The following is a 14,459-nucleotide window of genomic DNA, read 5'->3' on the forward strand; positions in this document are numbered from 1 at the left end:
TCAATGGCATTCATCTCGTTTATTACCGCCGCGGTTACGGCAATATCCGCGTGGGCGGCTGCTTACCCCATTCTTGCCGGCTTGGCGCAAAGCGCTTTCGCTGTTGCCGCATCGTTTGGCATCAACAAGATTTTCGCGCAGAAAGTGCCAAGCACCTCTGCCCAGCTCCAGACCGAGTATGGCGCCAATAATCCACGCACCGTCGTTCTCGGCACGTGTGGCCTTACTGGTCGGCATGTCTATCGCAACAACTTCGGTTCTGGCGGCCGTAACTTCCAGGACGTTTACGAGCTCGCCAGCTTTCGCATCACAGGCGTTCCACGCGTTCGCTATAACGGTAAGTGGCGCACGCTGACTGAACAAAACGCCGAAGGTTTCTGGCTGGTCCCGAACGAAGGCACGAGCGGCGACAACCACGACGATGTGAGGGTGAAGTTTTACTTCGGCTCAATGGACCAGCAGGCAGAGCCGACGTTTATCGCCAATTCGCGTCCTGCCGGCCGGTGGACGGCGGCGCACCGTGGTGCTGGCGTTGCCTATGCCGTTGTGTATTCCGGCCTTCGGCGCCAAGGCAACGGCCTTGCCGCTCCTGCCCAGCTTCTGTTCGAGGTCAAGGGCGCCCCGCTCTACGATTGGCGCAAGGATAGTTCTGTCGGTGGCTTCGGCCCGCATCGCTGGAATGACCAGTCCACATGGGAATACAGCGACAATCCATTCGTACAGGCCTACAATCTGGAGCGTGGTTTCTACAATGGAAACCAGCTTATGGTCGGCAAGGGCGTTCGCGCTTCTCGCCTGCCATTGTCCGAGTGGACGCAGGCTGCCAACATTGCTGACGAAATCATAGACGGCGATTACCGCTATCGCTCGCACATGATCGCCAAGGATGGTCCCGGCGCGAACCACGATTCCAACCTCCAGCCTTTGCTCATGGCCGCATGTGCTTCCTGGGTTGAGCGTGTTGATGGCGAGTTCCCGATTGCAGGCGCACCGCAGGCAGTCGTCGCAACAATTACAGACGACGATATCAAGATTGGCGCTCCAAAGCGGTTCACAGTGAAGCGCAAGCGGACGGATCTGATCAACACCGTGGCAGCCTCGTATGTCTCGCCGGACGACTTCTACGAGACCAAGGACGCGGCAACACGTATTGACCAGTCAGCACTAGCCGAAGACCGCGAAACGCTTGCCAGCGCCATTCCCTATGGCGCGGTGACGAACGTCAAGCAGGTGGACCGTCTGGCTGACATCGCCATCCGTGGCGCTCGGTTCCAGGCGTCGGCTGAAATCACCATTCACCCGCGTTTTCTGGACGTGGTGAAGGAAGGCCGGTGGATCACGTGGGCAAGCGCCAAACATGGCACGCGCACGTATCAGGTGCTGACGCGCACGCTTGGACCCCACAACAGCGATGGCGTTCGGGATATCACAGTCGCCTTGCAGGAAATCAGCAACGGCGTGTTTGACCCGACCGCTTATGCGACCAACCCGCCTGTCATCATCGTTGTGCCGCCTCCGCAGTATCTGGCCGAGGTGCAGAACTTTGCGGCCACGCCCAATATCGTGCAGGCAGAAGGTGGCGGTAAGCTCCCCGGCGTTCGACTGACATGGGACCAGATCGAAGACATCAGTGTTTCCGGCGTCCTGATTGAGTATTGGCCTGTCGCCAACCCAACTCAGGTTTTCACAAAGGCTGTGACCGCCGACATCAGTGTTGTCCAAATCGTTGAAGGCCTGACATCTGAAACCGACTGGCAGGTTCGCACGACCTTGATGGTCGATAATGGCCGCGCCGTATCTGCGTCTGGCATTACGAACTTTCGCACGCTTCAGGCCGGTGGCGATCTCATCACCAATCTGGAAAACCTCGGGCAGGATGTCCGGGACACCATCGCTCTTATCGGGGGCGCGCGACAGGAGTTATTGAACCGTATCGAGCAGATCGGGCAGGCGGTTTCTCTTGAGGCGGCACTATCCCAGATCCAGCGCGACACCATGCGCGCCGAAGTCGGAGGGACCTATGCCGAGATTGAGACCGTCCGAACAGTTGCTGCCACCGAGACAGAGGCGGTTGCCCAGCGGGTAACGACGCTTTCGGCGGTGGTTGGTGACACCTCGGCAAAGCTGATCGAAGAGCAGCAAGTGAGGGCGACGGCGGATAGTGCGTTTACAACCCAACTCACTTCGCTCAATGCAACGGTGGGCCAAAACACAGCGGCGATCGGGACGGAGGCAACGGCTCGCGTCAATGCGGACGGCGCTATTTCTCAACAGATCATCGGTGTATCTGCCACGTTCAATGGCATGTTTGCCGATGGTCTGGTGATGTTTCAGGCTACGGCCACCCCTGCGGGTGTATCTGCTCGGTTCGCTGTTCTTCTTCGGGGAAATACTGGTTCAGGGTTTGTCGAAAGCGGAATGTACATTCAGCTGAGAACCGTAAATGGTGTCCTGAAATCCGAAGTTGGCTTCCTCGCGGACAAGTTCGTCGTCATCAACGGGGACCAAAGCATAGCCGTTTTCGCCATCGAGAACGGCATCGTAAAGATACCAAACCTTCAGGTTAGCCAAGCGCAGATCATAAGCCTTTTCATTGGCGACGAACAAATAGTTCCCGGTTCAGTGATCAGAATAAGGTCAGCATCAACCTCGAGCAATAATGCGCCGGGCTATGCGGAAATATCGTTGACTGTTGATCATGGTGTTCGTGCAAATCCAAGCAACCCAATTTTGATCAGAGTCGAATACACTGCGACGGGCAAGGCGAACCAAGCTCAGACAGTGCTTGTCGGTCCGCATCTTATTGATGACGTCACGGGGGGTGGGTCAACGAACATCTACACATCAAATGCGAACACGGCGGTCGCAGGCGATGCATTCAGAGACTACACCGCTTTCAGAACATTCACAGTCCCCAATAGAGCGTCTACGGTCCTGCGACTGAGGCTTCCATCAGAGAGCGCAATTAACTGGACTGCAATGGTCCTATCCGCGATGGCTTTCCGCAACAATTAAGGCAAACCCAACATGACCACACCCTACACAACGGGCACGGTATCCGTGACCGCTGGCAGCACCACCGTGACCGGGAATGGCACGGGATGGCTGACCGGCGGCATCGTGCCGTATATTCTCGGCGTCGATGGTCTATCTGCGCCAGTGGCAACCGTCGTCAGCGATACCGAGCTTACTCTCGCCGTCGGGTGGCCGGGACCGTCTGCCAGCGGCAAGTCCTATTGGCTGACCTACGACACCAGCATTGGCCAGCAGAGCATCGAAAACACAGTCACCCTGGCCGAGTACCTTGCGCGCCTAGACAAGCCGACGCTCGCCGCTCTGGCTGCTCTCACGCCCGCCGCGAACAAGCTGCCTTACTTCGGAACTAACGCGGTTGGTGCCTTGGCGGACTTCCCGGCTTCGGCACGGTCGCTATTAGGCCTCACTGGAGCAGCAAACAAGCTTCCTTACATGAATGGCGCAAATGGGTATTCTCTTGTTGACTTCCCTGCCTTGGCTCGGTCGCTGTTGGCTCTAGGTGGGGCTGCAAACAAGCTGCCCTATCAGGATGCGGCCAACACCTACGCGACCACTGATCTGACGGCGAGGGCAAGAGAGCTTCTTGCGAGCGCCGACACTAGCACCATGAAGGGGGTGCTCGGTCTATCTGGTGCTATTCAGGTTGTTAAGTTCCGACTCATTACCGCGTCTGGAACATATGTACCCGATGCAAACCTCGTTTACGCTGTTATTGAGGCTGTCGGCGGTGGTGGTGGCGGTGGCGCAGGTGTAAGTAATTCATCCGACCTCACAATCGGAGCGGGCGGCGGGGCTAGCGAATACTCGATTGCCGTCAAATCCAAAGCTGATTTATCACCAAGCCAACCTGTGACGATTGGCGCGGGAGGGTTGGCCGGAGCAAATGGGGGTAATACGTCTCTAGGAAGCCTGGTCGTGGCAATAGGTGGTAACGGTGGTGGAGCCGCAACTGGTGCAGGCAGTACCGGCCCGGGGGCATTTGGCGGAACAGGCGGAGTCGGAGATTTGCGGGTCCCCGGCCAATCGGGAACAGGTGGAAACACTGTCGTTGGCTCCGGGGGCGCTGTGACGCGTGTCAACAGCGGATCAGGTGGAAGTGGAAGATTTGGATCGGGTGGGCGGCACAATGTTGGTTCAGTGGGCCAAGCTGGGCAGGGGTATGGCTCTGGTGGAGGTCCCGGTGGCGTCTTCCAATCAACTGCCACTGTAAACGGAGGTCCCGGTGCTCCGGGTCTTGTGTTCATAACCGAATATTGCACGGCTTGAGGATTATGCGCATGACTATTTATGTGAAAGTCGCAGATGGTATCGTAACGGATAGAGCTATATTTGACGGTCCCGTACCGGATGATTTTCCAGATCACAAGTCTTGGATTGCGCAACAAGATGCGCAAATAGGATGGAGTTTTACGGACGGCCAGTTCACACCCCCGCATACACCTGCTCCGGATCTTGAAGAGGTAAAGCGCAATCTCAAAATCCAGATCGATGACGATGCTGAGGCGGCACGTTGTCAGTACATCACGCCCGGCGCTGGTCAGGCAATGACCTACCAGCGCAAGGTTGATGAGGCAAAGCTGGCCGTTCTTGAAAATGATCCGCAGTCCGCAGATTACCCGATGCTTGCGGCGTCACTTGGCATAGATGGCGACGCCATCAAGGATATCGCCCTGCTGGTTCTGGCTATGGACGCGCAGTGGGCCATCATCGGCAGTGCTATCGAGCGCGCTCGGCAGACAGCAAAAGAGGCGGTGAATGCCTCTGAAACGGTCGAGGCGGTTCAGATCGCCGCGCAAGTCGTCTGGCCTTAATCCGTTAGGCAACTAACCCCACCACAAAATCAGGAGACCACCATGGCGACTGTACGCGACGTACAGCGGCATCCGCATGCCTCCCAACGGCACTCGATCGTGCTGAGCTAAACCTACATCAGAGGACATTTTTATGCTCGTCCAGAATTGGCGGCAGGTGCTGAAACGCGCCTGGTCTGTCCGCCTCATGATCATTGCTGCCGTCTTGTCGGGTCTGGAAGTCGCGCTTCCGCTGATCGATGGCTTTGTCGAAATCCCCCCTGGCGTCTTTGCTGCACTCTCCGGCCTTACGGTGGCCGGGGCTTTCACGGCGCGCCTTCTCGTTCAGAAAGGAATTCCTAATGCCGATAAACAAGATCGCTCCGACGAAGCGCGGTAAAGCGGCGATCGCCACTGTGCTCGCGGGGATCGCTGCCGGCAGCTATGCTGCTTACGATCGCTACGCCACCTATGGCAAGATGGACCCCGCTGTCATTGTTTCCGTCGAAAAAGCAATTATTCCGTGGGAGGGGCTGGTCCTGAAATCTCACTGGGACCCGTTCGCCAAGATCTGGGACATTTGCTACGGGGAGACCAAGGGGATTGGCCCCGGCATGACGAAGACGAGAGCAGAGTGCAAGGATATGCTGCTTCGTCGTGTTCATGATGACTATTACCAGGTCATCGTGCAGTGCTCTCCCAACCTTTCCAAATCCCCCATCAGTGTTCGCGCCTCGATGATCTCCGGATCTTACAATTTCGGCGTGGGTGCCTGGTGCAGATCCACTGCCAAGGCCCGGATCGAAGCTGGGCAGTGGCGCGCGGCATGTGAAGCCCAGACGGCGTTCAATCGCGCCGGCGGGCAGATCGTGCGGGGACTGGTCAATCGGCGTGAGATGGGGGACGCACAGCGGATCGGTGAAGCCGAGCTTTGCGTGAGCGGACTATGAGCTCCTTCCTGACCAGCACGATCGGGCGGGTGATCTCTGCCGTCATTCTTCTCCTCATTGCTTTTGTCGGCTTCCGGATCTGGCTGGCCGCGCACGACGACGCGCTGCTGAGTGGTTACGTGCTGCTTTCAGAAAAGACAGCCGCTGAAGCGAAGATCACTGAGCTCGAGCGACAGCGCAATGCTGCTGCCCAGGCTGTCGAAGAATACCGGAAGCGCGCCATGGCCGACGCGCTGACGCAACAGAAGCTCGAAGCCCAACTTGAACAGGCGATCAAAGATGACAATCAGAATGTTTATGATGGCGATTACCGCTGGAGCGATGCAGATCGTCTCTGGCTGTGCCGGCAAAGAGGCGCGGCTGATTGCGGCGGCTAACACCCAGGGCAAAACAGCGGCCGGCGTGAACCTGCCTGATCTGCCGGATGAGTGCCGGCAGAAGATGGCGCGCGTCGTGCCGAAGTATGGGGCCGAAAAGCCCCGGAATACCCAGCTGCGATGGGAGTTCTCTGCCGACGCAGTGGACGCAAGGACGGGCCGATGTGCCGGGTTCTATGACGGCGTGAAAACACGCTTCGGTGCGAAATGATAATGGGCATAAGGCTGCGACATGGCAGGGATCTACCAAATGAGCGAAGAACTACCAGAGAAAATGGTGGAACTGCCAGAGAAGACGAGAGCCTTCCTTGCCGGTCTCCGTCCTGACGAATTGAAGACGCTCGAGGCTATTATCGAGATGCCTGCCGAAGATGTCCGTGAGGGCTTCCGAATGGTCCGGGACATGCGGGCTGTCGGAAAGTTTATGCGCTGGCTGCTGCTGTCCATGATTGCGCTCTTCGTCGGCTCCATCATGCTCTACGAGAACATTCAAAAAGCAATCGGTTATCTCAAAGGAGGGCCGACACCATGAAGCGTTACCTTTGGAAAGTGGTAGGCATCGGCGTGTTTGCGCTGGCCGGGCTGGGCTCGGTAAATTTGGGCATCTGGGTTGCCGACCGTGAACCGCCGATTATTTATGAGGATGCCAAGGCGCTGGCGCCAACGGTAGAGCAGGGCGATACTATCGAGATTGAGTTCTCGGTATTCCGTACCCGCATTTGCCCGCTGATCACAAAGCGCTGGCTGACTGATTCTGCCAAGGAACGTCACAGCATCCCCCAGTTTACCACAGGGCTTAAGTTGCTGGCAGGTAGGGAAACTTATCGCCGGTCGATCACCGTTCCCGTGGCTGCGGCTCCTGGGCCTGCTGAATACCGCGTGACATTGGAGTACCGATGTAATCCGCTTCAAAACTTCTTGGGCCCCATCGTCGTCACATCGCCACCGATCCGGTTCAGCGTGTTGCCTGCCCGCATTCTCACGCTCCCATCCGATTGACTTAACTCCCGGATTGCGATTGATCATCGTTCTAATGATCGCAGAAGCAAACCATGCCATTGCCCCGCTGAAAATCGAGTGGGGGTCATTCGAAACCCTATCCACAGTAGAGGGATTGGCGCGCTGCTTGATTGACCAATGGCCTGCAGATTGCACAACTGATGCCTACGTAACAGCCCTGATGGTTTGTGCCGCTGTCTTGACTGGCGGCGATGAGGATACGGCAGAAGACGCCAGAGCGGCGTTTGTGGATGCGGCGCATGAAGTAGGGCTATCGGTCAGCCCAGACGATGACTTCATCTAGCTTGGCCGCGCGAGACGGGCTGTGAAGGCGTCTTGTGTGGGTAATGCTCCCAGCACCACCACTGCACCCGCTCTGCCTTGCTGCGGGCGAAACCAAACCCACCCCACTTCTTGCAGTTCGGCAAACAGCAGTAGTGGTTCTCATGGACGCCATCGCCGGTTACGCTTGTGTCGCTCACAGCAGCGATCCTTGTGGCTCGGGTTCTTCCGCCGACACCACAATCAGCTTGTCATCGGCAAGAGGGCGTTGAAGCTCTTTCGCCTCGTCCCATGGCGCACTCATCCACACCTCGACTTCCTCCTTCGTTGTCAACACGACCGGCATGGCTTTTGGGTGGATTGGCTTCACCACTTCGTTTGGGTCTGTGGTGAGGAAGGCGAACAACTCGTGTTGCCCATGGCGTGGGTTTTTCATCGAGCCTCTGGTGCCAGTCCAATCCGTCCAGACGCCGGCGAAGAAAGCCAAGGGCTCGCTATCATCAATCACGAACCACCGCTTTGTCTTGCGCGGCTTTGTGTCCTCCCATTCGCAGAAGCGCGTCCAAGGCACGATGCAGCGGTTTTCCACCTTCAGCCACCGGCGCCAGTGTGGCGATGTGACGTTGCGGATGTTCGTGACGCCGGTGTCTGGTTTGTCACCAAGAATGTTGGGCGGCGTCGGCATGCCCCACGTCAACTCTGCCAGATCGCGTGCGCCATCCTTGTTTCGCACAACAGGGGCAGGGCGATCCGGATAGACCTCGATGTCAGGTTGAAGGTTGATCCGCTCATTCATCATGCCGGCGATGTCGCGCATCGCCTCCTGATTGGTGCGGACCTGGTACAGATTACACATGCGTCACCTCGGAAGTTTGGCGAGGGTCAATTCGACATCACCCTTGCGATTGCACTTTTTGCACCGAAGAAGCTTTTTCAGGTCGTCTAAAGTCATTCCAGGCTTTGTAACCTTGCTGACGCGCCAACGTTCCAAATTAGAAACGTGTCCGCAATAGCGGCATTTGCCGACGACGATTTCCCAACTGGAAAGATATTCGAGCCTGGGGGAGGGCGGTGGCTCAGACTTGATCTTATAAGTCTCGTGTCCCTCATAATAGTTGAGCCGACACCTGTTGCTGTAGCCTTCTGTTTCCCTGCAGCATTTGATGATGTCTTTTGCGATCGGCGCTCTGAGGGACATCAACTCGACATCGCCGTAGACCTCCATCAATGCGGCATAATCCATTTTACGCAATAGCTCGCAATCGATGCACATGACGTAAATCAGATCGTCCTTTTTAGACGATAGCTTCGGCAGATGGTCATAGGCCATCACGCCCCTCGCTCGGTACCCACCCCCGCGTAAAGCCCCGTCCCATTGCCACCACAGCCAAGCTCAACTGGTGTTGCAGGTGTTCGATCTCTTCCTGCATCGCCTCGATAGCGGCTTTCGCATCCCCCTCGTGGCATTGCAAAATGTAATCCGCCACATCGACCGGGGCTTTTTCAAATTCAGGACGCACGTTCTCACTCTCCATATTTCAGAGCCCAATGCCGCAATGTATTTTCGGAAAGCACGCGCACCCGTGCCAGCGATGTTCTATTTATGTTCTCATCGCTGCTTGAGTCAAGACTTGCGTGATATGAACTGGTATTTGATGCTGATCATGATGAGGGTCGAAGGCGCTGTGTGCCACATAGAGCGATACACAGAGTGCCACTTGAAGCGGAAATAACCCTCAAGAACGCTGGTTTCCAGCACTTCTTGGAGTTGGTCCAAGTCCCGCCGTCCGCACCTTTTCTTGCTGATAATTACGATTGCCCAGTCGGACGCTGCGCCTGCTAAAATGGGTGCTTCGAGAGTTTGATCAGCTCATTGCTGCTATCCGAAAAACCGAAACTGGATCCTTCGCGCCGGCGAAAGTTTTGCGCCATTTATGCACTTGAGAAATATTCTGTGGTGTTAACGTAACCATTTCGCGCATCGCTAACTCCTCACCAGAGCCCCTCCATGACTGGACGACGGATCCAATAAAGTCTCTATCACGGTGCGCTATATCAAGGTTCTCGAAATCAGACGGCATGCGCTGCTTGTCTACTTTGACAAGAAATAAGAATCTGGCTGCGTATATCCGTAGAAATCGCACATTCTCGAAGCGGTCAACTGCAGGAGATAAGAATGGAACATTGCGGTTGTCGAACTCGGTAACGCAAACTGAAGTGCGTTGGGTGGTTGGCTCTAAAACTTCGTGTTTAAAAAGTGTCTCGTATGGACCCAAGTGGACGGAGCGGAACATAGCGTGGGTGCTATGATGCGCGCGCCAAGCAACAGAAATAACAAATCGCCGGATCAACTCCGTATCTGTCACATGGTAAACGCGTGCTAAGCCATCCGTTTCAGGTGGTACGTGCCCTACCTTTGTCAGAAGCTGCTCAGCTGCTGCTTGATCGAAGATGCCTAGGTTCGAATCGCAGGCTGCACACAGTATTCCTTCATCGTAAACGCCAATTGGAGCCTTCCTCGGAAATTGGAACTTGTCCGACGACAATAATTTGGTGGTTGCAGAGTTTGGAAAGAAGGCTTTGGGTATCACGTGCGATTTGATTAGTTTTTTTTCTTCACCACATAATTTGCATAAATCAGCCATTTTGGTTTGCCGCGCTTTCTTTGAAGCTACCCGCCTTCGTCATTTCTGAGGCTTGTTGCAGCTACCTCTATTTCTGTTCTTATCGCGTTAGGATCACATCGAGGTTCTGCCCGTTGCTGACAGTAACAAACTTTGTCAGGTCACCGCCTTGCGTGCTGTCTCCGGCGCGCCAGTTGACGTTCGTAACGAGAAGATATTCGCCATCCGGAACCCCTTGAAAGGAGAAACGCCCTTCACCGTTAGCCTGGGCAACTTTCGTGTAATTTTTCAGCCTTACGTCAAGATTTGTCACGGGCGGAGCGCCGTAAACCTTCTGACTGGTGTCATACAATTCGCGCACATAGCTTGAGGCAGGTAGCAGCAAGGCCTGACTTCCGGCAGCGTAGACGACCATTCCATCATTGCGCCGCATGAAAGCCTGCGCGCTTACAGTCGCCTTGCCAGGCTTTGCAGCAAACTCATGCTCTGAAGGATTGAATGGCGTTTTCACCGTAACGGACTGAACGCATGCGGAAAGAGCGACAACGATCGTCGCTACCATTATGGACCTGAATTTCATAAGTACCCCCCGATCTTGAAAGTACAAAATGCCAGAGCGCGGGGCATGTTGCAATCCGGCGACAGCAGCCAACTCGCCATCCCGACATGACACGTAGTCGCGACGCAGAGTCCCGAAATCGCGTCGTAGTTACGCGCTAAATCGCCCGTAATTTATCTGGGAGGATTGCAGTGATCGGTCTTCCGATACCGTCCCCCAAAAGTTTTACAGCGCTATTGAAAACATTATGGAATTTCGTGCCGATTTGAGTGAGTTTTACACTCAAGGCGTTGATCTATAGGCGATAGATCAAGCTTCCCAAGCTGAATACGAGGGTTCGATTCCCTTCACCCGCTCCAGCCTTCGACCCTGCCGAATTTTTGGATATGCGGGTACCGACTGTTCACGCGCGGCCGTTGCTCCAATATCGAGCTTGCTGTCGTTATTTTTGTTGCTTTGAGGCCGCATCTTGTCGGCAGACGGTTTAAAAATTAACGTCGCCACTTTCGCCTTTACACGATCTACTTCTGCTAATCTTCCGTTGGCTGGAACAAAATCCATTAGACCCACGTTGGTTTCCTGAAAAGAAAAGGAATTACCAATGGTCAAGATGGTAAAAATCATTTCTGCATTTGCATTAAGCTCGGGTTTGGCGACTGGCTTCGTCTCACCTGCCAGCGCGCTCAGCTTGATAGGGCCGGCCTATGAGAATCAGGCTGAATCTCAGGCAACAGTCTATGGCAACTCTCCCATTGCCTTTACAGGTGGTGCGGCTGGCAATGCGGGCTCCACCGGCCTGATGCTTTCCGAGCATGAGATAAACCACGTAAAATGGTGCGCAAAAACCTACGTGTCTTACCATGCAACTGACAACACATTCCAAGCCGAAAACGGTGTTCGCGTAGCTTGCCAGTCGCCATACTGATTAATTTAGAATAATTTATAATACATTGAAGTATATATTTTCATTTTTTTCTTGAAGTGGGCTTGTGCGGTGTCTTGTTCCAGACAAAGGGCTTGTATCGCAATTCATAAACAGCACGCCACGCCGCCACAGAGAGCATAAGCCAGTACACAGGAGTGTAAAGCCAGCGTTTGCCAATCAGCTTACGCTCATGGGCAATCATCGCCTTCGTTCCCATGAGGATGAACACCGTATAACTGGCGGCGATGTTGACGATATCAACGATGAAAAGAAAGATCTGCAAAGGCGCAAGCGCTGATATTCCGTCAACCCAGACCAGTCGTGCGATGTAGAAGATGTAGAGAATGAACATCGGATGGGTCAATGAGGACAACAGCATGCCCCCGATCAGGAGGTGGAACACCAGATAGGCCTTCCATCCCATTTCGCGAGAGATTGCCGAGGGCGATCGCATCATAACAAGCCAGCTTTGCAGCCACCCTTTGAACCACCGGCTGCGCTGGCTCAGCCACACGGAAATGTCGGTCGGTGCGTCTTCAAGTGTCTGGTATTTGATGACGTCGGACTGGTAGCCCAATCGGTGAAGCCGAAGCCCAAGATCGGCATCCTCAGTAACATTGTATGGATCCCATGCGCCAACCTTGCGAAGAACCGAGGCGCGAAAATGATTTGATGTTCCACCAAGCGGAAGCGGCATCTTCATGCGTGCTAACATGGGCAACATGCGCCGGAACAGAGCGGAGTATTCCAGCGAGAAAGAGGCGGTGATCCAAGAGGCACTGGCGTTGCTGATAATGAGCGGTGCCTGCAGGCATGCGAGCTGATCTGATCCAGTGCGAAAGCGAGTATAGGCTTCGCGCAACTGTTTGGGGTGAGGTCGATCTTCTGCATCATAAATGGCGATAAATTCTCCGCGCGCGCCAGCAAGGGCATAGGTCAGCGCTTTTGGTTTTGTACGTGGCAATGAGGGCGGTACGTGAACAATTTCGATGTGGTAACCGGGGCTTAGTCGGGTAATTGCATCAATGGTCGTGGCATCGTCGTCTTCGCAGACGAGCTTGATGTCGAGACAGGATTTCGGCCAGTCTAGCCGATCAAGCGCGTTGATGAGTTGTTCTACGACCGCTTCTTCACGGTAAAGTGCCACGAGAATGGTGTAAACTGGCAGCTGCTCATCGGTTGTCTGATCGAGAAGAGCAAGATTTCGTCCAGAGGTTTCCTCGGCGGGGGTTGCGCGAAAGAGTATGGCGGCCATGTAGAGCCCGGCCGTCACGATGTGTAAAAGCTGAAATGTCGGTGTTGGCGCCAAAAGCATCGATCCGAATAGAAGCGCCGCGCAGATACCCAGTAGAAAGCCCTGTTTCCCGTGCAGAGTGATGCGCGCCGAATAGAGAGGCGCGGTCTCGAACAGTGAGTTTATGGTCTGCCGGGTTCGCCGTTCCTCGCCCGCCCTCCACACCGCTTTTCGAAGGGCAGATGGTGTCGTCACGACAAGACCTGCAGTGACCGTCGGGTTGTTTTCGAGCGCTGTCTTCAGTCGCTCAATGCTCTCCAGGTCAGGCGTAACTGCGATATAGGGTTTGGCGTCAGCGGGCGAAAGGCGCACCATGCGCGTGTCGATAAGCTGAATGTCGAGTGACGGAGTGTCCACAACGATGGCGGCATCCAGGTCGGCATGGAAAGGGAGCCGCAGAAAGCGGGCGAAGGCACCGAAATAGGCGTCTTCCGTCACCAGTCCGTCTGCCAGCAATTCCGTCTCGAATGTGGACCCGTTGCATGCGGCTTTTGCGGTGTAACGGTCAATATGGGGTTTTCCGAGCCCAAGCGATTTGAGAAAGGCAACATCGTCGCGCTCTGGCGCGGCTTTGCCGTGAAGCGTGAAGGGATCATCATATAAGGGATCGAAGGCAAGAATTTCGCCCTGCACCAGCATCGCGTTTTGCGAGACTTGTGTATACTCTTCAAAACGCGACATACACATTCAGCCACCGTAACCGGTGGCGCCCCAACAATGCCAGTTTGGATGATATACATGCGCCTTTCAGTTGCACCCCTGAAATTCAGTAGTATTTTTTCTTTATTGATCGGCGTGGTAATTTTTTCATTGCCTGCTCAGCCCAGAGCGCAGGAGTTGGTACAAACCGGGCGCCTGCCGGTGCTGTTCGATGCGCAGGAACGCATGCCGGGCGCGGATTTATCGACGGTCTCGCGTGTTCGGTTCTTGATGTCGGTGGATTTTCCACCCTTCAATTTCACGGATCAGGACGGGCGTCTGGTGGGGTTTCATGTCGATCTGGCCCGCGAAATATGCGCGCAACTTAAGATAGAAAATAAATGCCAGGTACAGGCGCTGCCGTTCGATGAATTGGAAGCGGCGGTCGAAATGGGCGAGGGGGAGGCCGTGATGTCGGGCATCGCCTCGAGCGCGGATCTACGAAAAAGCTTCAGCTTTACCAGGCCCTACACGCTTTTACCCGCACGCTTTGCGGTTAACAAGGCGGCTAGGCTCGAAGGTCAAGCGGCCGACGCACTCTCAGGAAAAAAGGTCGGCGTCGTCAGTAATTCCCGGCATGAGGCCATGCTGAAGGCATTTTTTCCCGCCGTTCAGGTCACCGGCTTCGATGGCTATGAGCCGATGTACGAGGCACTGAAATCCGGCAAGATCGACGGCGTCTTTGCCGACGGTTTGCGGCTGCCTTTCTGGGTTGCAGGTACGGCATCGAATGGGTGCTGCACCATGTTCGATGGTCCCTATATGTCGGACCGCTTTTTAGGCGAAGGCCTGTCTATTATGACGGTCGATCCGGAAAACAAACTGGTTCCCGCTTTCGATCAGGCCCTTGCTGCACTCTCGCGCAACGGGCGGCTGGAAGAAATCTATCGCCGCTATTTTCCTTACGGCATGTTTTGATCAGGT

18 protein-coding genes are annotated in these 14,459 nt (G+C 55.2%); 11 read left to right on the forward strand and 7 right to left on the reverse strand.

From position 1 onward, the window contains the following. Window positions 1-3 precede the first annotated feature (3 nt). From EKM04_RS08815 to EKM04_RS08855, 9 genes are all read left to right on the forward strand, one after another. Entirely contained in the window at window positions 4-3,015 is a 3,012-nt protein-coding gene (locus EKM04_RS08815) for a phage tail tip fiber protein (RefSeq protein WP_183893917.1), read from the forward strand. A gap of 12 nt (window positions 3,016-3,027) precedes the next feature. Continuing rightward, entirely contained in the window at window positions 3,028-4,302 is a 1,275-nt protein-coding gene (locus EKM04_RS08820) for a glycine-rich domain-containing protein (protein ID WP_183893919.1), read from the forward strand. An 11-nt stretch (window positions 4,303-4,313) separates the two neighbouring features. Next, window positions 4,314-4,847, forward strand: coding sequence for a hypothetical protein (locus EKM04_RS08825; protein ID WP_183893920.1), 534 nt, complete (start codon window positions 4,314-4,316; stop codon window positions 4,845-4,847). Between the two features lie 133 nt (window positions 4,848-4,980). Beyond that, window positions 4,981-5,226, forward strand: coding sequence for a DUF7940 domain-containing protein (locus tag EKM04_RS08830; RefSeq protein ID WP_149895978.1), 246 nt, complete (start codon window positions 4,981-4,983; stop codon window positions 5,224-5,226). After that, complete coding sequence (locus EKM04_RS08835) at window positions 5,189-5,776, forward strand: lysozyme (RefSeq protein ID WP_183893923.1); 588 nt, start codon at window positions 5,189-5,191, stop codon at window positions 5,774-5,776. Before EKM04_RS08830 ends, EKM04_RS08835 begins: the two co-directional genes overlap by 38 nt. Beyond that, window positions 5,773-6,153 carry a hypothetical protein gene (locus EKM04_RS08840; RefSeq protein ID WP_183894485.1) on the forward strand — a complete coding sequence of 127 codons (381 nt, stop codon included), beginning with the start codon at window positions 5,773-5,775 and terminating at the stop codon, window positions 6,151-6,153. The genes EKM04_RS08835 and EKM04_RS08840 overlap by 4 nt, the downstream gene beginning before the upstream one ends. A gap of 250 nt (window positions 6,154-6,403) precedes the next feature. Beyond that, window positions 6,404-6,685, forward strand: coding sequence for a hypothetical protein (locus tag EKM04_RS08845; RefSeq protein ID WP_113100735.1), 282 nt, complete (start codon window positions 6,404-6,406; stop codon window positions 6,683-6,685). Then, window positions 6,682-7,152 (forward strand): hypothetical protein, encoded by a 471-nt coding sequence (locus tag EKM04_RS08850; RefSeq protein ID WP_183893925.1) that lies wholly within the window; start codon window positions 6,682-6,684, stop codon window positions 7,150-7,152. The genes EKM04_RS08845 and EKM04_RS08850 overlap by 4 nt, the downstream gene beginning before the upstream one ends. 19 nt (window positions 7,153-7,171) lie before the next feature. Continuing rightward, window positions 7,172-7,456 (forward strand): DUF982 domain-containing protein, encoded by a 285-nt coding sequence (locus EKM04_RS08855; RefSeq protein ID WP_234910870.1) that lies wholly within the window; start codon window positions 7,172-7,174, stop codon window positions 7,454-7,456. Between the two features lie 174 nt (window positions 7,457-7,630). On the opposite strand, the gene EKM04_RS08860 is transcribed toward EKM04_RS08855, so the two are convergent. From EKM04_RS08860 to EKM04_RS08885, 6 genes are all read right to left on the reverse strand, one after another. Continuing rightward, the gene (locus EKM04_RS08860) at window positions 7,631-8,290 is read right to left on the reverse strand and encodes an SOS response-associated peptidase (protein WP_183893927.1); all 660 of its coding nucleotides are present in this window, start codon (window positions 8,288-8,290) and stop codon (window positions 7,631-7,633) included. Window positions 8,291-8,293: 3 nt separating this feature from the next. Beyond that, window positions 8,294-8,764: a hypothetical protein gene (locus EKM04_RS08865; RefSeq protein ID WP_234910871.1), complete on the reverse strand. Its 471-nt coding sequence runs from the start codon at window positions 8,762-8,764 to the stop codon at window positions 8,294-8,296. Then, window positions 8,754-8,954: a hypothetical protein gene (locus tag EKM04_RS08870; protein WP_412762947.1), complete on the reverse strand. Its 201-nt coding sequence runs from the start codon at window positions 8,952-8,954 to the stop codon at window positions 8,754-8,756. Before EKM04_RS08870 ends, EKM04_RS08865 begins: the two co-directional genes overlap by 11 nt. A gap of 345 nt (window positions 8,955-9,299) precedes the next feature. Next, window positions 9,300-10,079, reverse strand: coding sequence for a hypothetical protein (locus EKM04_RS08875; RefSeq protein WP_183893931.1), 780 nt, complete (start codon window positions 10,077-10,079; stop codon window positions 9,300-9,302). A 79-nt stretch (window positions 10,080-10,158) separates the two neighbouring features. After that, on the reverse strand, window positions 10,159-10,710 hold the full coding sequence (locus EKM04_RS08880; RefSeq protein WP_183893933.1) for a peptidase associated/transthyretin-like domain-containing protein: 552 nt from the start codon (window positions 10,708-10,710) through the stop codon (window positions 10,159-10,161). A gap of 216 nt (window positions 10,711-10,926) precedes the next feature. After that, the gene (locus tag EKM04_RS08885; protein ID WP_183893935.1) at window positions 10,927-11,226 is read right to left on the reverse strand and encodes a hypothetical protein; all 300 of its coding nucleotides are present in this window, start codon (window positions 11,224-11,226) and stop codon (window positions 10,927-10,929) included. Here EKM04_RS08885 and EKM04_RS08890 point away from each other — a divergent pair. Beyond that, window positions 11,219-11,542, forward strand: a complete 324-nt coding sequence (locus EKM04_RS08890) for a BA14K family protein (protein WP_234910872.1) — start codon at window positions 11,219-11,221, stop codon at window positions 11,540-11,542. The two genes, EKM04_RS08885 and EKM04_RS08890, sit on opposite strands and share 8 nt — an antisense overlap. 40 nt (window positions 11,543-11,582) lie before the next feature. Here the strand turns inward: EKM04_RS08890 and EKM04_RS08895 are convergent, their stop codons facing one another. After that, window positions 11,583-13,517 carry a glycosyltransferase family 2 protein gene (locus EKM04_RS08895; RefSeq protein ID WP_183893937.1) on the reverse strand — a complete coding sequence of 645 codons (1,935 nt, stop codon included), beginning with the start codon at window positions 13,515-13,517 and terminating at the stop codon, window positions 11,583-11,585. A gap of 174 nt (window positions 13,518-13,691) precedes the next feature. Between EKM04_RS08895 and EKM04_RS08900 the strand changes: the two genes are divergently transcribed. After that, window positions 13,692-14,453: a transporter substrate-binding domain-containing protein gene (locus EKM04_RS08900; protein ID WP_183894443.1), complete on the forward strand. Its 762-nt coding sequence runs from the start codon at window positions 13,692-13,694 to the stop codon at window positions 14,451-14,453. Window positions 14,454-14,459 lie beyond the last annotated feature (6 nt).

It is taken from the genome of Rhizobium skierniewicense Ch11 (assembly GCF_023757665.1).
In the GTDB taxonomy this organism is placed as follows: Bacteria; Pseudomonadota; Alphaproteobacteria; order Rhizobiales; family Rhizobiaceae; genus Agrobacterium; species Agrobacterium skierniewicense.